General features: G+C 47.4%; 19 protein-coding genes. 11 read left to right on the plus strand and 8 right to left on the minus strand.

The window, feature by feature from the left end:
• Positions 1-17 precede the first annotated feature (17 nt).
• The 8 genes from bcrA (at position 18) to M1D90_RS09210 (ending at position 6,699) form a co-directional block, all read left to right on the plus strand.
• Positions 18-938 carry a bacitracin resistance ABC transporter ATP-binding subunit BcrA gene (gene bcrA / locus M1D90_RS09175; protein WP_023855962.1) on the plus strand — a complete coding sequence of 307 codons (921 nt, stop codon included), beginning with the start codon at positions 18-20 and terminating at the stop codon, positions 936-938.
• A gap of 40 nt (positions 939-978) precedes the next feature.
• Entirely contained in the window at positions 979-1,665 is a 687-nt protein-coding gene (gene bcrB / locus M1D90_RS09180; RefSeq protein WP_229029997.1) for a bacitracin resistance ABC transporter permease subunit BcrB, read from the plus strand.
• A 121-nt stretch (positions 1,666-1,786) separates the two neighbouring features.
• Positions 1,787-2,398: a bacitracin resistance undecaprenyl-diphosphatase BcrC gene (gene bcrC / locus M1D90_RS09185; protein WP_023855960.1), complete on the plus strand. Its 612-nt coding sequence runs from the start codon at positions 1,787-1,789 to the stop codon at positions 2,396-2,398.
• 491 nt (positions 2,399-2,889) lie between these two features.
• Positions 2,890-3,378: a hypothetical protein gene (locus M1D90_RS09190; RefSeq protein WP_023855959.1), complete on the plus strand. Its 489-nt coding sequence runs from the start codon at positions 2,890-2,892 to the stop codon at positions 3,376-3,378.
• Positions 3,379-3,493: 115 nt separating this feature from the next.
• Complete coding sequence (locus tag M1D90_RS09195) at positions 3,494-4,156, plus strand: ATP-binding cassette domain-containing protein (protein WP_023855958.1); 663 nt, start codon at positions 3,494-3,496, stop codon at positions 4,154-4,156.
• On the plus strand, positions 4,134-5,099 hold the full coding sequence (locus M1D90_RS09200) for an ABC transporter permease (protein ID WP_023855957.1): 966 nt from the start codon (positions 4,134-4,136) through the stop codon (positions 5,097-5,099). Before M1D90_RS09195 ends, M1D90_RS09200 begins: the two co-directional genes overlap by 23 nt.
• Positions 5,100-5,341: 242 nt before the next feature.
• Positions 5,342-6,301, plus strand: a complete 960-nt coding sequence (gene coaA / locus M1D90_RS09205; protein ID WP_456283382.1) for a type I pantothenate kinase — start codon at positions 5,342-5,344, stop codon at positions 6,299-6,301.
• Positions 6,302-6,315: 14 nt separating this feature from the next.
• Positions 6,316-6,699: a VOC family protein gene (locus tag M1D90_RS09210; protein WP_095291531.1), complete on the plus strand. Its 384-nt coding sequence runs from the start codon at positions 6,316-6,318 to the stop codon at positions 6,697-6,699.
• Positions 6,700-6,749: 50 nt separating this feature from the next.
• On the opposite strand, the gene M1D90_RS09215 is transcribed toward M1D90_RS09210, so the two are convergent.
• Together M1D90_RS09215 and M1D90_RS09220 are read right to left on the minus strand one after the other, a co-directional pair.
• Positions 6,750-7,988 carry an MDR family MFS transporter gene (locus M1D90_RS09215; RefSeq protein WP_456283384.1) on the minus strand — a complete coding sequence of 413 codons (1,239 nt, stop codon included), beginning with the start codon at positions 7,986-7,988 and terminating at the stop codon, positions 6,750-6,752.
• Positions 7,989-8,072: 84 nt separating this feature from the next.
• Positions 8,073-8,285: a YqzH family protein gene (locus M1D90_RS09220; RefSeq protein WP_023855954.1), complete on the minus strand. Its 213-nt coding sequence runs from the start codon at positions 8,283-8,285 to the stop codon at positions 8,073-8,075.
• A gap of 275 nt (positions 8,286-8,560) precedes the next feature.
• Between M1D90_RS09220 and M1D90_RS09225 the strand changes: the two genes are divergently transcribed.
• The 3 genes from M1D90_RS09225 (at position 8,561) to M1D90_RS09235 (ending at position 11,030) form a co-directional block, all read left to right on the plus strand.
• Positions 8,561-9,823, plus strand: coding sequence for a Y-family DNA polymerase (locus tag M1D90_RS09225; RefSeq protein ID WP_023855953.1), 1,263 nt, complete (start codon positions 8,561-8,563; stop codon positions 9,821-9,823).
• 15 nt (positions 9,824-9,838) lie between these two features.
• A complete protein-coding gene (locus M1D90_RS09230; protein WP_020452064.1) occupies positions 9,839-10,177 on the plus strand; it encodes a YolD-like family protein in 339 nt (112 codons plus the stop codon).
• A 211-nt stretch (positions 10,178-10,388) separates the two neighbouring features.
• Entirely contained in the window at positions 10,389-11,030 is a 642-nt protein-coding gene (locus tag M1D90_RS09235) for a FusB/FusC family EF-G-binding protein (RefSeq protein WP_020452063.1), read from the plus strand.
• Between the two features lie 50 nt (positions 11,031-11,080).
• Here the strand turns inward: M1D90_RS09235 and M1D90_RS09240 are convergent, their stop codons facing one another.
• The 6 genes from M1D90_RS09240 to nikA are packed head-to-tail and all read right to left on the minus strand — an operon-like array spanning position 11,081 to position 17,345.
• Positions 11,081-12,409, minus strand: coding sequence for an MATE family efflux transporter (locus M1D90_RS09240; RefSeq protein ID WP_075754060.1), 1,329 nt, complete (start codon positions 12,407-12,409; stop codon positions 11,081-11,083).
• Positions 12,410-12,424: 15 nt separating this feature from the next.
• Positions 12,425-13,210, minus strand: coding sequence for an ABC transporter ATP-binding protein (locus M1D90_RS09245; RefSeq protein ID WP_020452061.1), 786 nt, complete (start codon positions 13,208-13,210; stop codon positions 12,425-12,427).
• Positions 13,210-14,049, minus strand: a complete 840-nt coding sequence (locus tag M1D90_RS09250; protein ID WP_039072817.1) for an ATP-binding cassette domain-containing protein — start codon at positions 14,047-14,049, stop codon at positions 13,210-13,212. Before M1D90_RS09250 ends, M1D90_RS09245 begins: the two co-directional genes overlap by 1 nt.
• Position 14,050: 1 nt before the next feature.
• On the minus strand, positions 14,051-14,881 hold the full coding sequence (nikC, locus tag M1D90_RS09255; protein ID WP_411220867.1) for a nickel transporter permease: 831 nt from the start codon (positions 14,879-14,881) through the stop codon (positions 14,051-14,053).
• Positions 14,878-15,819 (minus strand): nickel ABC transporter permease, encoded by a 942-nt coding sequence (gene nikB, locus M1D90_RS09260; protein ID WP_020452058.1) that lies wholly within the window; start codon positions 15,817-15,819, stop codon positions 14,878-14,880. The genes nikC and nikB overlap by 4 nt, the downstream gene beginning before the upstream one ends.
• Positions 15,816-17,345 carry a nickel ABC transporter substrate-binding protein gene (gene nikA, locus M1D90_RS09265; RefSeq protein ID WP_341045650.1) on the minus strand — a complete coding sequence of 510 codons (1,530 nt, stop codon included), beginning with the start codon at positions 17,343-17,345 and terminating at the stop codon, positions 15,816-15,818. Before nikA ends, nikB begins: the two co-directional genes overlap by 4 nt.
• Positions 17,346-17,484: the final 139 nt, after the last annotated feature.

Raw genomic sequence — 17,484 nt, forward strand, 5'->3', positions numbered from 1 at the left:
AAGAGAGTGGATCAACTTTGAACACAATTATTAAAACGACGGATCTCACGAAAATGTACGGGCCGCAAAAGTCTGTAGACCATCTCAATATCAATGTAAAACAAGGAGATATATACGGATTTTTGGGACGAAACGGCGCCGGCAAAACGACGACGATCAGAATGCTGCTGGGTCTGATCAAACCGACCAGCGGGCAGATAGAAATTTTCGGAGAGAATTTTTTCAAGAATAAAAAAGAAATTTTAAGAAGAATCGGATCTATCGTGGAAGTGCCCGGCTTTTACGCAAACTTGACGGCAAGGGAAAACCTGCTGATCAATGCGAAAATCATAGGTATCCATAAAAAAAATGCGATCGATGAAGTATTGGAGATCGTGGGCCTGCAGCATGAAACGAAAAAGCTCGTCGGCAAGTTTTCCTTGGGCATGAAACAAAGGCTGGGAATTGCAAGAGCCTTGCTTCACTATCCGGAGCTGTTGATACTGGACGAGCCGACAAACGGCTTGGACCCGATCGGGATCAAAGAAATGAGAAGACTCATTCATTCTCTCGCCAAAGAAAGAAACATCACCATCTTTATATCAAGCCACATTTTGTCTGAAATCGAACAGCTCGTCGATCATGTCGGGATCATTCATGAAGGAAAACTGCTTGAAGAAATTCCGTTTGACCATCTCAAAAAAAGAAACCGCAAATATCTGGAATTTCAATTATCCGATCAAAATAAAGCGGTCGTTCTGATGGAACAGCATTTTGATATTCATGACTACGAAGTTCACCAGGACGGGATCATCCGGGTATACTCCCATTTGGGCCAGCAGGGAAAGCTCAATAAATTGTTTGTCGAAAACGGAATAGACGTATTGAAGATTGCGATGAGCGAAGACAGTCTTGAAGACTATTTCGTGAAGTTGATTGGGGGCGGGACGATTGGCTAATTTGCTATATACCGAATTGCTGAAGCTTAAGCGGTCACAGATGTTTCTTGTCAGTATCCTGGGAGCGGCGGCAGCCCCTTTCATCTGTTTTATATCGTCTTTGGCTAAAAAAGCCAAGTACCCTGATGTACCGATTCGCTTCAGTGAGACCTTTTCCGATACCAACCTGTATATTGTGCTTTTGATCGGAGTCCCGTTGTATGGCGTGATTACATCATATTTATTCAATCGGGAATACGCTGAAAGCACGCTAAAGAATCTATTGACGATTCCTGTTTCAAGAATCAGCCTGATTGTCAGCAAATTGGTTCTGCTCCTCATTTGGATCATGATGCTGACGTTGATTGCCTGGGTGCTGACGCTGCTGTTTGGGCTGATCGGCCAGTTTGAAGGGCTCAGTTCGGCGGTTTTAATAGATGGGTTTAAACAATTTATGATAGGCGGGGCACTTCTTTTCTTCCTGGTCAGTCCAATTATATTTGTGACACTGCTGTTTAAAAACTACGTGCCCACCATTATCTTTACAATCATTATATCAATGGTCAGCATTATGGTATACGGCACGGAGTACAGCGCTTTACTCCCCTGGTCGGCGGTATGGGTGATCGCTTCGGGTACGTTCTTTCCGGAATATCCGCCCGAATATTCTTTTATCAGTGTTGCCGCCACAACCGTTCTTGGATTAGCCGCGACAATCGTTTACTTTAAAAAAATCGATATTCATTGATGCAGGAGGAGTCTAAGGGAATGTGCAACACATGTTTGTACATTCCTAATCCCGATAAAGGCTTATTGCACAATTTTAATGGATATATTTAGGATAAAAGTATAAAAAAGGAGAATGGAACATGTCTTTTTCAGAATTAAATATTGATGCTTTTCGTTTCATTAATGATTTGGGAAAAGAGTATTCGATGCTGAATCCGGTCGTTTACTTTCTGGCCGAATATATGATGTACTTCCTCGCGTTGGGTCTTGTCGTTTATTGGCTGACCCGGACGACAAAAAACAGATTGATGGTCATTTATGCAGTCATCGCATTTGTGATTGCCGAAATTCTTGGGAAAATCATGGGCTTTCTGCATTCCAACTATCAACCGTTTGCCACGCTTCCGAATGTCAACAAGCTGATAGAGCATGAAATTGACAATTCGTTTCCGAGCGACCATACGATTTTGTTTTTTTCAATCGGCTTTTTAATCTTCCTGTTTCACAAAAAGACGGGCTGGCTGTGGCTTGTGCTTGCGTTTGCCGTAGGCATTTCCCGCATTTGGTCGGGCGTTCACTATCCGCTCGATGTTGCGGCGGGAGCCCTTCTTGGCGTGTTGTCAGCTCTGTTTGTATTCTGGACAGCACCGAAGCTGTCATTTATTCATCAAATGCTGTCCCTTTATGAAAAGGTGGAACACCGGATTGTTCCTTCCAAAAGCAAATCGAACGATAAATCGAAGAACTTTTAAAGGATGAGGCTGCCTTGGATTTAGGCAGCCTTTGCTATGTGCACTCACAAATAAACGATCGGCTTCTTCATCCTCCAAATCGAAGGCGGTTCCCGACAGCAAGAGTATATGACCGTCTCCATGAAGGTAGACGGTCTGTCGGGTGCTTTGTTTTTTTGTACGAATAACAGCTGTAGAATCGCTTTCCAGGTATATAGGTTCCTCTTCTTCCTCCTTTTTTCATCCCCATTATAAAAGATGCGGGCTATCCATGACGAAAATTCCAAATAATAGGAATTGAATATAAGTAAAAATATGGTATAATATCAATTACATAGGAGGTGATAATTTCCAATAGGTAATGATAAAATGGTCCATTCTGCTAGAAATCTATTTTTTCATCCATTAAAATGAGAGAACTCGGACCTTAAATTGTTTTGGATGCGGCAGTAGCTTATGGATGGCAGCTGAAGACGTACATACGAATTATCAAAAATACGGAGGGAAACGAAATGAAAAAAGCGATTTTAGGGTTTTCTTTGTCTGCGGCGCTCCTGGTTCCATCCTCATTCGCTGCGGCTGCTGGGGACGGGCAGCTGACAAGTGAGCAAAAAGAACTGCTTGAAGCCAAGACAGAATACGTGCAGTCACTTCCTGAACAGGCATCTGTCCAAAGCGGTGTGACGGCATATGCAGGAAAAAGGCTCACAATTAAAAGAGGAAGCTTCCTCGCCTGGTCGAAAGATTATATCGACTGGTACTACAACGGCAAAAAAGTATCGAAAAGCAGCGGATCGCAGGATGTCGGCTACGTCTTTCCGAATGTCGTGAGAGCAAAAGGGATTAAAAGGTATTACAAGTCTTCAGGGCTTCACAAATGGAGAGCGAAAAAAACGCTGAGCTTCGGGACCGTTACACCGTGGGGAGATGTTGAATTCGCCAGCTCAACCTTTACAGACAGAAGGTGGGTCAATAAAAAAGGAAAATACGGAAACGATTAATTTGCCGTAAGCCATTTCATACAACGCTGCTAAAAGACTATTTTGAAATTAATGGCAGCGTTGTATAATGGAGAATGTTGCAACACCATCCTGATGCAAGAAAGGATTTTTTAAATTGATCAAAATCGATGACCTGACGAAATCTTATGGAAGCAAAAAGGTATTCAACCGTCTCAACATGAATATCGAAAAAAACAAAGTCACCTTCCTGATGGGGGAAAACGGCGCCGGGAAAACGACGCTCTTGAAATGCCTGCTCAAGCTGGAACATTTCGAAGGCGGCATTCTGTACGACGGAGAGCCGCTTGAAGCCGTCAGGAGCAAAGTGCACGTTATCTATGACGATTCCCCGTTTTACGATCATCTGAGCGGATATCAAAATATTAAACTGTTGATCAATAAACCTGCCGGCAAAGAAGAGCTGGAACAATTATCGCAAAAGTTCCTCGGCCGGGCGCTGCTGAAAAAAAAGGTTAAGACCTATTCATACGGACAAAAGAAAAAGCTGGCCTTAATGATCGCTGCATTAAACAAACCGTCATATTTGTTTTTGGATGAGATATCAAACGGGCTTGACTACCGGTCCATGATGGAGCTTCAGGCGCTGATCAATGACTGGTCGAGCAGGATGACGATTGTTGCCGCTGGCCATCAGTTTGAGTTTTATTCTTCAATCGTCGATCAATTATACGTGTTGAAAGACGGTTCAGCTATCCACATAGACAATTTTAAAACGAATGGAGCAGAATTGGGCGATGTCTATAAAGAATATTTATAATATTTTCAAAAAAGAGCTTGCATTTCAATCATATTCTAAAATGCTCGTCATGTTATTGCTTCCTCTATTATTCATTTCATCCGGATACATATATGTACATTATAAAAATACAATTGACAGCTATCAGCAGTTTAAAAAGACTGAAGACGAATATAAAGAACTCGGCATCGATATTAAGCAGGCGCTGGCGTCGCCCGTCAAGGTGAAGGAAGGGGAGCTGAAAAGCGAGGATGGCGACGGAGAGATCGTCGAAAATATTTTAAGGTTTGACTATGAGAATTTCGTCTTGTCCCTCCATCATCTGGAGCCCAAGCAGTCGGTTATCATGACGCTTGAGCTGATGGGCTTCATCATTTTTCCCTTGGCTTTTACGCTGTATGCCATCTATATCTCCTCTTACGACATCAGGTTCAAGACGGTGAAAGTGAAAGCTGTCAGCCATGATTGGAAATCCGTTCTGCTGGCCAAACAGTGTTCGGTTTACATGGTGATGGCTGCCGCCGTGATCGCCGTTGTATGTACGGCATATGTGTCAAGCTTCGTCTTTTATTCCCTGGCTTCAAGGGCCATACCGGTCGGCGAGTTCACAATACCCGCTGTTTCAAAAAGCAATATCCCGCTTCAGCTCGTTGTCGTTCTGGCGGTCAGCTTCATTTTTTCGACGGTCGGATTTTATTTGGGCGTCCTCTTCAGAAGCTTTATTACGCCTGCTTTGCTGTATATCGTTTACAGCCTGCTTATCCCTGCTTTGGGGAGATTCGATTTGAAAAACCTGCTGTCTAATCTCGGGCATGCGGTTTTCAGTTTCAGCGGCGGCTTTAAACTGTTTACACCGGTGAAGGTGGACATGATTCCGGTCGTCATCATTTTAGCCGCATCTGTCGGCTTGCTGTCTGCGGTTACTTATTATATGGCGCACAGGCAAAGCAAATATGTCGTTTGAAAAAAGAGCGCAGGCACTTGCGCTCTTTTTTTGCAAGCGACGGATGCCCGTTGGCTCAGGTTTGGCAGGCGAGTGTCAAATAGTTGGAACAACAGAATCTGCCGTCTCTGGATGAGGCGGTTGTTTTGATTGAAACCTTGTTCCTCGTAAATATTCGAAAAATTCTATATAATAATAAAGCGGTCTCAGGAATTCATGCACTTTTTAGTAAACAGCTTTTGAACAGAGGGCAGGTGAGTATAATGGCGAATCAGGATTTGAATTTGCACACGTTATATACGAGTCATACCCGCGATGCCTGGGCAAATCTCGGCGGGCATATGGCGGTAGAAATGACCGAAGAGGAAGTAAAAAGGCTTGAAGGTTTAAATGACTATCTGTCTTTGGAAGAAGTCGAAACCGTTTATGTTCCGCTGGCGAGGCTGCTTTATTTACACCGGACAACTCAATATGAACGGAACACCCGGGTGAACGGTTTTTTGAACCATCCTCACGCGGCCAAAATTCCGTTCATCATCGGGATTGCCGGAAGCGTCGCGGTTGGAAAAAGCACGACGGCCCGCATCATTCAGACGGTGCTCTCGCGTTTGCAGGAACGGCTGAAAGTCAGTCTGATCACAACCGACGGTTTTCTTTACCCCAATGCGGTGCTGACAGAAAAACAGATAATGTCGAGGAAAGGGTTTCCGGAAAGCTATGATGTCAAAGCATTGCTTGAGTTTTTAAACGACTTAAAATCCGGCAAGGAAATGGTTCGCGCACCCGTTTATTCCCATTTAACGTACGACAGATTGGAAGGGGTTTACGAAACGGTTGAACAAGCGGATATCGTCATCATCGAAGGCGTCAATGTGCTGCAGACACCGACGATTGAAGACGACCGGACAAAACCGCGGGTTTTCGTTTCCGATTTTTTTGACTTCTCGATTTATGTGGATGCCGAAGAAGACCTCATTATCAAATGGTATCTTGAACGCTTTCGCATGCTCAGAGAGACGGCATTTCAAGATCCGAGTTCTTATTTCCATAAATTCAAAGACCTTGCGGACGAAGAAGCGGACCATATGGCAAAGTCAATATGGGAGACCGTCAACCGTCCGAATTTGTATGAGAACATTCTGCCTACAAAATTCCGGTCTGATTTAATCTTGAGAAAAGGCGAAGGCCACAAGGTGGAAGAGATTCTCGTCAGACGGGTGTAGAAGAGGAGGCTTGCATGATCCATCATATTGAACTGTATGTTTCAGATTTGGAAGCGTCGAAGCGCTTTTGGGGCTGGTTTCTCGGAGAGCTTGACTATGAAGTTTTTCAACAATGGGAAGACGGGATCAGCTGGAAAGCAAACGGCGCCTATCTCGTGCTTGTGCAGGCGAAAGAGCAGTTTGTCAAAGCGGGTTATCACAGGTGCCGCATCGGCTTAAACCATCTTGCTTTTTACGCGGCATCCAAAGAACAGGTCGACGAAATGACAATGAAACTGAGGGAGCGGGGATGCCGCATTTTATACGAAGACAGACATCCGTTTGCCGGCGGAAGCGGGCATTATGCCTTGTATACCGAAGATCCCGACCGCATTAAAGTCGAACTTGCGGCGCCTTGAGGCGGGCGTCCGCCGGAAGGCCGGCCTTTGACCGAGCCGGCCTGTTTTCATTAATGCTGCATCATTTTTTTCGAACTTAATTTGACTTTTGCTTCATCTATTTTGAGCTTCCGGAAGGCTGCCACCAGGAAAGGAACGCCGCAAATAGTGACAGCAGACAGGATTGCAAAAGTGAAAAACGGCTTTTCCGCTCCAAAGGCGTCCAGCAGCATTCCCCCCGCCCAAGGGCCGATCACGCTTCCCAGCTGGGTGAAGCCTATAGCCCCGAAGTAAGTGCCTTTCAGCTCAGGCCGGGCAATCCGGTCGACCAGTAAATCCATCATCGAAAAGAGAAGCACTTCCCCGATCGTAAACACGATAATGATCAAGACGATGGACCATAGATCGTGGAAAAACGAGAGGCTGAACAGGCTTCCGCTAATCAGCACATTTCCGGCAATCAGCGATAAAATCGGTGAAAACCGTTTGGCGATATGTACGATCGGGTACTGTACGACAAGCACGGCCAAGGCATTCAGCGTCAGCATCATACCGAACACTTTCGTCCCGTCTTCGATGAACGGGCTGGCCGCCATGTATTGTGCGAGCGTGGATGTGAAGTGGGAATACCCGAATAAACAAAGAATCGAACCGATTAGTGTAATCGTAAATACCCGGTCTTTTTTTGTCACCTCCAGCGCGTCCCGCACTTTTATACGCTTATTCCGCTCAGTTGCCGGTACGGTGTGGTGTTTAAATTGAATGACCAGCACCGCCGCATAAATAAAATAAATGAAAGCCGCAATGAAAAACGGCAGCGTCGTTTTCGAAGATCCGAGGTACAGGCCTAAAAGCGGACCGAAGACGACGCCGAGGTTGATCGCGGTATAGCGGAGATTAAAGACGAAAAGGCGCGTTTCGGGTTTGGATACGTCTGAAAGCAGCGCTCTTGAAGTCGGTTCAAACAAAGCGCGGCATAATCCGTTTAAGGCATTCATGACAAAGAATGTCCAGACATGATCGGCGAGCGCGAAACCGGCGAACACGAATGTCCAGCCGAAAATCGAAACGAGCATGATGGTTTTCCGGCCGAACCTGTCTGATAAGTACCCGCCGTAAAAGCTTGCCGCAATTCCGATCAGAGAGCTCGCTGCAATGACGGCGCCGGCAAAGCCGGAAGAGGCGCCTTTCACTTGTGTCAAATAAATTGCTAAAAAAGGGATGCTCATGGCTGTGCCCATACGTCCGAAAATGGTTCCGACAATAATGGTCCAGCTGAGCGGGTGGATGTTCTGCCATTTTTGTTTCATGATAAACTCTCCGTTACGTTTTTATTTGTTTATCATACATGAAACAAATGGAGGTGAATAGAGGAATTTCTATATGCTGGGTGATCAAAAGGAGAACAAGCCTTGATTTGTGACATAATCATAGATGACATCTTCGATATGGGCATGCAGCCCCTCATTCGGTTCCTCGATCCGCCTTTCCTGCAAAGCCAGCTTCAGGATTTCTTTTTCGCCGGGGCTGAGCGGATCGGTTGCAACATTGCGTCCGTACTGCTTCAGCGCCTGTCCGAGCATTTTTTCAATCAGTTTCTCATCCATTTGTCTTTCTCCTTTAGGAGCGCTTTTTCTTTTATCTTACTAGGAAAAAACGAGGTTCTCAAGGGAGCTTTCAATTTGAGCCATTAAACCGGATGCGGCAGCATTCCGAACTGGAATGATCCGCCATGTCACCTTCTTTCCAAAGAAGGTGTTTTTTGTTGCTTTCAGCCAGGATTTTCTTTGGATAAAATTACGCCTGGAAATCGAACGTATATTCGGAGTATAGTATTCATACACTAATTGTGCGAACATCAGTTCTTTTTGGAGGGAGAGAGATGGATTACGGTCAATATCCGTCGCGTTCGGTTTTGTGCGTTGATATGCGGAGCTTTTATGCAAGCTGTGCCGCAGTCCTGCTCGGACTTGATCCGATGACTTGCCTGCTGGCGGTTGTCGGAAACACGGAGCGGCAGGGGAGCATCGTTCTCGCTGCTTCTCCGGCTCTGAAAAGAGAGTTCGGCGTGCAAACGGGAACAAGGCTTTATCAGCTGCCGGATGATCCGCGCATCAAGCTGGTCAATCCAAAGATGGGGCTGTTTGTCCGTGTTTCTACAGAGCTCACCCGGCTGTTCTGCCGCTATGTGCCGCCTGATGCCATTCATACGTACAGCGTGGATGAAAGCTTTATTCAGGTGGACGGTGTTGAGAGCATGTGGGGAGACGCCCGAACGATTGCGATGAAAATTCAAGATGATATGGAAAGGGAGTTTGGCCTTCCCTGTGCTGTCGGAATCGGACCGAATCTGCTGATGGCAAAGCTGTGCCTTGACCTTGAAGCGAAAAAATCAGCAGACGGAGTGGCCGTTTGGGGCTACGAAGACGTGAAAACGAAGCTGTGGCCGCTGTCTCCGCTGCGCCGCATGTGGGGAATCGGCTCCAGGCTGGAAAAGACGTTAAACCGGATGGGGATTTTTACAGTCGGTCAGCTGGCTCACTATGATCTCAAGCGGCTTGAGAAAACATTCGGGGTGATGGGAAACCAGCTCTATTATCACGCTTGGGGCATCGACCTTTCAGCGATCGGAGCGCCGCTCTTGGAGGGGCAGGTCAGCTATGGAAAAAGCCAGATTTTGCTTCGCGATTACCCGAATCCGGAGGAAGTCAAGCATGTCATTCTTGAAATGTGTGAAGAAGTGGCCAAAAGGGCGCGCGCCCACCGCCAGGCGGGCCGGACCGTCAGTCTTGGCGTCGAATACAGCCGCGATGAGCTTGGCGGCGGGTTTTACCGTTCAAAAACAATGGAAAGCCCTTCAAATGTCACCCTTGATCTATACCATACATGTCTGGCATTGTTCGAGCGGTTTTATGCCGGCAAAACGGTTCGGAAAATTTCCGTCTCTTTGTCCAATATTCAAGACGATACCAATATGCAGCTTGATCTTTTTCGTCCCGATCAGGAAAAGAAGCGGCAGCTCGGGTACGTGATGGACGGCATCAGAGAACGGCACGGATCAACAGCGCTTTTGCGGGCCGTTTCCTATACAAACGCCGGGACGGCCCGGCTGCGGTCAAAATTGGTCGGAGGCCATCAGGCATAGAAAGGAGAATCATTTATGCTTCGCGACAGAGGCAGTATCAAATGGGTTTCCATGATGCTGCCTGAGCACGTGGAATTGCTCAGGGAATATCATGAAAGCCTTCAAAAACTCAAAAAACCGATCCTGGATGAACAAAAATATGAAGAATTTAATGAAATCATTTGTGAAGCGATGGCAGAAAACAGAATGTTGCAATTTGCCTATTATCGGCAGGGGGAAGTGAAAACGCTGGCCGGCCGGATTCACTATGCCGACGCCCTGAAAAGGGAGCTGCGGATCGTAAGCCGGGCGGATGAAATATGCATTTTAAAGATGGAGGATATCATTGAGATTGAATACGATTGTCGTTTATAATAGAATCAGTATTCGGAGGTGGATAAAATGGTAAATGACATTCATTTGCCGACTGCAGCGTCTCATGCAAAGCCTGTTATCTTGAAAGGCGATACTTTGCATGAGGCGGGGTTATAAACAAATCGCCTAAAAAAAGCAAGGTATCATTTCTGATCATCCGGCTTTGCACCTTATTTTTAAATATAGATCCATAAATAAGGAGCTGGCAGAAATGAAGACACCTTTTATCAGAAATGACCAATATAATTTTATTAAGTTTCAAACGGACAGCCTTGTTCAGGGACATGCGAACATCAATGACGAAAACGTACTTGACGCTTTGAAATGCAATGCGCTCGATCAAGTGTTCAACCTGTTTCCTGATCTCAGCAGCGATCAAAAGTCTTTGCTGCAGAAGATGGCAGAAGTGGAAGACAGCGGTGAAGCGATGCGCTTTTTAGCCGAATTAAAGCCTCATGTCATTCCATTTCAGCGTATAACAGTAAAAACCGCTAAAAAGCTATTTTCTAAAGTGAAGAAGTTAAAGACGCCCGATTTTGAACAGATGGATTTCAGCGGATATTCCTACCTGGGATGGAATGATGCAGGATCAGGCAGAAAGTACATGATTGTGGATGCCGGCGGAAAGCTGACCGGAATACACGGCACCATCAAATCCAGCAATAAAAAAGGAATCTGCGCGATATGCAACAGGACCGAAGAGATCGGACTGTTCATGGCCCGGGTGAAAAGCGGGAAAGAAACCTATACAGACAGAGGCAATTATATTTGCTGTGACAGTGAAACATGCAATCAAAATGTGATGACGCTGGATCATCTGAACCATTTCGTCGCACAATTAACGAAAGAATAAACGAGAACCCCCCGGCTAAGCTTTAGCCGGGGGGTTTTATGATTTGGCTTTTAGCCTGCCTCTTTCGCAGCACTTCGCTCTCCGAAGAGACGGGTGGTCAGCCCGGGAACAGCCATACATAAGAATACGGAACGTCCAAGGCTGAATAAAAGAAAAGCGAGCCACAGCCCATGGTTTCCGAAAGCGGGCACAGCGGTAAAAAAGGCGGCCAGGAAGACGAGAACAGCCAAGAACATTGAATTTCTGACCGGGCCTATTTCAGTCGCTCCTGTAAAAATCCCGTAAAAAACGAGTCCGAAACTTGCGGCCAAAGGAAAGAGAGCGATCCAAATATCGTAGGTTTTCGCTGCTTCCAAAACGCTTTCAAGCGGTGTAAACAAGGGAAGGATTACACCTTTCAAAAGAAAGTAGCCGACTGAAAGCAGCGCGGCCGAGATCAGCGACCACTGGATCGAAAGGGAAAGCGTACGGGAATAAAGTTCCCGATCCATTCTTCCAACGGCTTTCCCGGCAAAAATGCTCGATGCATTGGCAAATCCGTCAAACACATAAGCCATCATATAATGAATTTGAATTAAGATCGCATTTGCGGCCAAAACTTCAGCGCCGAAGCCGGCTCCTTTAGCCGTAAACAAATTAAAAACCGTTAAAAGGCACAATGTCCGAATCAATAGATCGCGGTTGACAACCATCATTTTTTTAAACGGTTTCGGGTCGAACAAAACCTTGACGGACGGCAGCTTAAACCGCATGGCGGCATTCGTTTTCACAAGCCAGCAGCCGATCAGGCAGCCCGTCACTTCCGCAATCAAAGTGGCTAGAGCGATGCCGTATACTTCCATGTGAAAGACGTAGACAAAAACGATGTCAAGCACGATATTCAAGACGTTCATCGAAATCTGCAAAAGCAATGTCACTTTGATAAGGGACATTCCCATCAGCCAGCCGAGAATGCAATAGCTGATTAAAGCAAATGGAGCGCCCCAAATCCTCAGCGAAAAATACTGCGAGGCGAATTCAGCGGTATGGCGGTCAGGCTGTATCAGCGTCAGCGCTGCGTATTCAAGCGGTTTTTGCAAGAGAATGAACATCAGTCCGGCAAAAAACGCGATGCAAACAGGCCGGGCAAGAGCCAAAACGCTCTCTGATCTGTTTTGGGAGCCGAGCGACTGAGCAGCGAACCCCGATGTGCTCACCCGCAAAAAGCCGAGGAGCCAATACATCGTATTAAAAATCATCGTTCCGACTGCAACACCGCCGATGTAAGCAGGGGAGGAAAGCTGCCCGGCTACCGCCGTATCGACCGCCCCCAGCAAAGGAGTGGTGATCGTTGAAATGATCAGCGGAACTGCGAGTGCTAGATAATGTCTGTGATTCATCTCTTATGCCCCCCCTTAGGATTCAAACACCTGAAGCAGCTTTTTGGCGTATGGGTGCCTTTCGGCAGAAAAAAGCTCTTCTTTTTTAAATTGATCGGCAATCTGCCCGTCTTTCATGACCATGATGCGATGGCTCATAAAGTGGACAGCGGCCAGATCATGGGAAATAAACAAATAGGAAAGCCCCATATCATCCTGCAAATCTTTGAGGAGGTCAAGGATCTTCGCCTGACTGGTGACATCCAGGCTTGCCGTAGGCTCATCAAAGATGATTAAAGACGGGTGAGTGCTGATGGCTCTGGCGATTAAGGCCCTTTGGAGCTGCCCGCCGCTTAATTCATGCGGATAGCGGTCAAGGAGGCTCGAGGGAAGGCCGACCATTGAGAACAGACGCTCAGCCGTCAGACGGCGGCTGCCTTGGAAGTCCTTTAAAAATGGCGGTATGTCTTGTTTGGAAACATCAAGCGGCTCCATAACTGAATCGATAATATTGAGCTTTGGATTCAATGATGCGGCCGGATTTTGAAAAACAGCCTGCAGCTTTCGGCGCAGTCTTCGGGTCTCTTTTTTGTTTATGCCGGGAAGCGGATGTTGATGAAGCCGAATCTCTCCGTGATCGATTTTTTCGAGCAGGAGAAGGCAGCGCGCGAGGGTGCTTTTCCCGCTGCCGCTCTCGCCGGCGAGCCCGAGGCATTCGCCTTTTCGAATGGAGAACGATACATTGTCAACCGCTTTGTGGCCGCAAGCGTAATGTTTTGTCAGATTGCTGACAAAAAGAACGGTTTCTGCTGAATGGGTCATCACGCACCTCCTGTTCCCGCCAGCGCCGCTTCCTTTGTTTCAGGCGCGGCTGTCAGCCTCGGCGGAGGATTTTTCAGCGGCGGGACGGCTGCGAATAAACGTCTTGTACATTCATGTGCCGGTTGTCTGATTAAATCAGCGGTTAAACCGCTTTCGACGATTTCTCCGTTTTGCATGACAGCGGTTTGATCGGCGTACCTTTTGACAAGCCGGAGGTCATGAGTGATAAAAAGGATGGCGCAGTTTGTTTTGGCGCGCATCACGGTGAGCTGTTGCAAGACGTCCGCTGCCGTGATGCTGTCTAAAGCCGTTGTCGGTTCGTCTGCGATGAGAAGCTTCGGGCGGAGCACCATCGCTTGAGCGATCGCGGCCCTTTGCAGCTGCCCGCCGCTCAATTGAAACGGGTAGCTTTCATATACTCTGTTTTCCGGCAGAGAAACCTCCCGAAAAGCGCGGAGAATCGCTTCTCTTCGCTTGTTCTTAGACCAATCGGTATGCGTTTTGACCATTTCGTCAATTTGTCTGCCAATCCGTATAAAAGGGGTGAATGCTCCGTGACAGTCCTGAAAAATACAGGCGATATCTTTTCCGCGCATGCGTCGGAGCGCTTTGCGGCCGGCTTGAAGCATCTGGCGGCCCTCGAATATCACGTCTCCGCCGGACACCGTTAGTCCGTCCGGAAGCAGCCCGGCTATGGCCGAAGCGGTCAGGCTCTTTCCGCTGCCGCTTTCCCCGAGCAGCGCGAACCATTCCCCTTCATGGATCGAGAAGGAGGCATTTTTGACAATGGTGTGCTGTCGGGAGCTGATTGATAAGCCCTCAATGGATAACATCGGCATGCTAAGAAACTCCTTTCTTGTGTTTAACGTCAAACCTGTCCCTTAAACGATCACCGTACAGGTTGGACAACAGAACGATGAACATGATCGCAAGACCGGGAATCACCATAAGCTGAGGCGCATGCAAAAAGTAATGTTTTCCGTCATTCAGCATGGCGCCCCATTCCGGGTATGGAGGCTGAGCACCCAGTCCGATATAGGACAGGGCAGCAATCATTAACACCGTTTTTCCGATATCAAGTGTCGCAAGTACGGAAACGTTGCCGAGAACATGGGGCAGCAAGTGCTTTTTTAAAATCGCCCCGGAGCCTAAGCCCGTCAGCTCGGCAGAGGCGATGTAATCTTTTTGTTTTTCCGAAAACACCGTGCTGCGGACCAGCCTTGCATAGCCGACCCATTTGACAGCGACAACGGCTAATATTAAGTTCATCAGACCGGGGCCAAGCAAACCGCTTAAAACAATCGCGACAATATAGTCCGGAAACGCCATGACCGCGTCAACGATTCTCATGATCATCCGATCCAGCCGTCCGCCGAAAAAGCCGGAGACAAGCCCGACGGGAACGCCTATGAAAACGGAGATCAGAATCGCGGCCAAGGCGGTGCCGACCGTCGCTTTCGCACCGGCGATCATTCGGGAAAATATATCTCTGCCCAAATGGTCTGTCCCGAGCCAGTGCTGCAAGCTGATCGGCTGGAGACGGTTGGCCATATCTGTGCGGAGCGGATCGAACGGCAAAAAGAAGGGGACGGTGAACAGCGCCGCGGAAAACAGCAGCACGAACCACAGTCCTGTTTTGGTTCGGAATATAAGTTTGACGTTTTTTCTCATCGGCGTCCAGCCTCCTTTAAGCGAATTTCCGGATTGAGGTACCGATAGGAGAGGTCGACCAAAAGATTGATCAGGACAACCGTGATCCCCATGAAAAGAATGTACCCCTGAATGATCGGATAATCACGCTGAACGATGGCGTCAACGACAAGCTTGCCGACGCCGGGATATGCAAACAGGACTTCAATAATCACCGTGCCGCCGAGCAGGCTGCCGAGGCTGACCCCGAATATCGTGATGACAGGGACAAGACAGTGGCGAAACGCGTGAAAGAAGAAAATTCTCGCCTCGCTGATACCGCGCGCCCTGGCTGATCTGATGAAATCCTGACCAAGGCTTTCGATCAAGCTTGACCGTACAAGGCGGACATAAACGCCCGACATCGCGATCCCGAGCGTGAGAGAGGGGAGAATCAAATGTTTAAACGTTCCGGCTCCCATCGACGGCAGCCAATTCAGCCTGACGGAGAAGAGATCGATCAGTATCAATCCGAGCCAAAAGCTTGGGAGCGCGGCTCCCACTAAAGCGAGCAAGCGGCCGAGATGATCGATCCACCGATCCCGGTATAAAGCGGAAAGCGTTCCGACCGGCACGGCGATCAGCAGCATGACGAGAAGCGATGCGCCGGTCAGAAGCAATGTCGCCGGGAATTTCCGGCTGAGCTCGTCGATGACGGGTTCGTGTGTTGTATAGGATTTTCCCAAATCAAATTGGAAAAAGCGTTTAAACCAGTTCCAATATTGAATATAAACCGGTTTGTCCAAACCGAGCTCCTCTTTGAATGCCTCGATCTGCTCGTCTGTTACCGCTACATCATCTACGCGAAGCATCTGTTTCACCGGATCACCGGGAGCCGCTTTCATAAATACAAAGCTGATAAACGAAAGCAGGAATAAGAATAGAACCAGTTCAAACAGCCGCTTAGCGATCTGCTTCATTTCGTTTTCACATCCAAATCTTTCGTCAGCATATAATACTCACTTTTGCTCGTTTCCCAATTTAATACACCGTCTCGGTATGCCGTGATGTTTTCGGGAGTGACGATAAAAGAGTTCAATGTCTCCTTCTCGATCAATTCAGCTGCTTTTTTAGCAAGGCGGTCCCGCTTCTCTTTGTCGATTGTGCGGTTGAATTCCTCAATCCATTTGATCAAGGTTTGATTTTCGATGCCGCTGTAGTTTAAAGCGCCATTCGGCATATAGGCGGTGTTCAGCAAATAGCCGGCATCGCCTCTGGGCGCGGTCATCGAGCTGTATGTCGCCAAATCCCAATCATCGTTCTTCGCCAAATACTCATCGATATTTTCGACTTGTTGAATCTTAATCGAAATGCCCAGTTCCTTCGCATTTGATTCAAGAATTTGTGCGATTAAAGGCAATTCCGGACGAGACTGATAGGTTAGCAGTGTAAAAGATAAGGCTTGTCCGTCCTTCACGGCTTTGCCGTTTTCAAGCTCGTAGCCGGCTTTTTTCAGCTCAGCTTTTGCCGCTTCCAGTCCGCTCGGCTTTTGAACCGTACCGGCGGAAAACGGGAAATCCGCTAAGAAAGGCCCGTCTGCCGGCTGAGCATGCCCGTTCAAAATGCTTTCAGCGATTTCTTTGCGGTCCAGTAATGCGTCGAAGGCGCGGCGCAGGTGACGGTCAGCGAAATGATCCTTCTTTGTATTGTAGAGAATCTGGTGAACGCGCAAGCTAGGCACCGAATCAACGGTAATCGCTGAATCTTTTTGAATTTGGTCAATATCCTCCACGCTCGGTCTGTAAATAATGTCGGCATCTTTTGATTGGAGAGCCATGACGCGGGCGTTTGCGTCTTCATTAAACGAAAATGTGACGTGCTTCAGCTTCGGTTTGCCGTCCCAATAATCGTCATACCGTTCTAACTCTATTTTATGGCCGGCCTCAAAAGAGGAAACTTGAAAAGGGCCCGTCCCAACGGGCTGTTGAGAAATGTTTGCTGCGCTGACGTCAATGATCGATGTGTTTGGATGAACCAATTCTGAAGGGAATTCGGGAAAAGGCTCCTTTGTTGTAATCGTCAATGTTTGTCCTGCAGCTTTGATTTCTTTGATTTTTAAGGCGTTATTCATCGCTTTGCTCTCGCGTATCGTCCGTTCTAAAGACGCTTTTACCGCTTTGGCATCCGCTTTTTTGCCATTTTGAAACGTCAGATTGTCTTTAAGGGTGAAGACCCATGTTTGTCCGTCTTTACTTTCCCAATCCTTGGCAAGCCAAGGTTCGATGGAAAGGTCAGCGCTGATTTTGACGAGCGTTTCGCTGATGCCGGCGCGGACAGCCGTATAATTGACATCGAGATTCGGGTCAAGGGTTTGACTTGGAATATTGAAAAGAAAGGTGAGTTTCTTCTCATCACCTTTCGCTGAGTCAGCGCCTCCGGCGGAGCAGGAAGCGAGAATGAAGAGAAAAACAATCGGTATGATCATGCGTTTTGCTATGTAAGCCATCGGTTAATACCCCCAAGTAGTAATGATTTCGATTTACCTTCATTATCATAGGGGATATTTCCTTTGTTGTAAAGGAATGTTTGTTCGTGTTTGACGAAAGTGCGGGGACAAATTTTTCGGAGCCCGGCCAGCTTTTCCA

The organism is Bacillus sp. JZ34 (genome assembly GCF_053903205.1).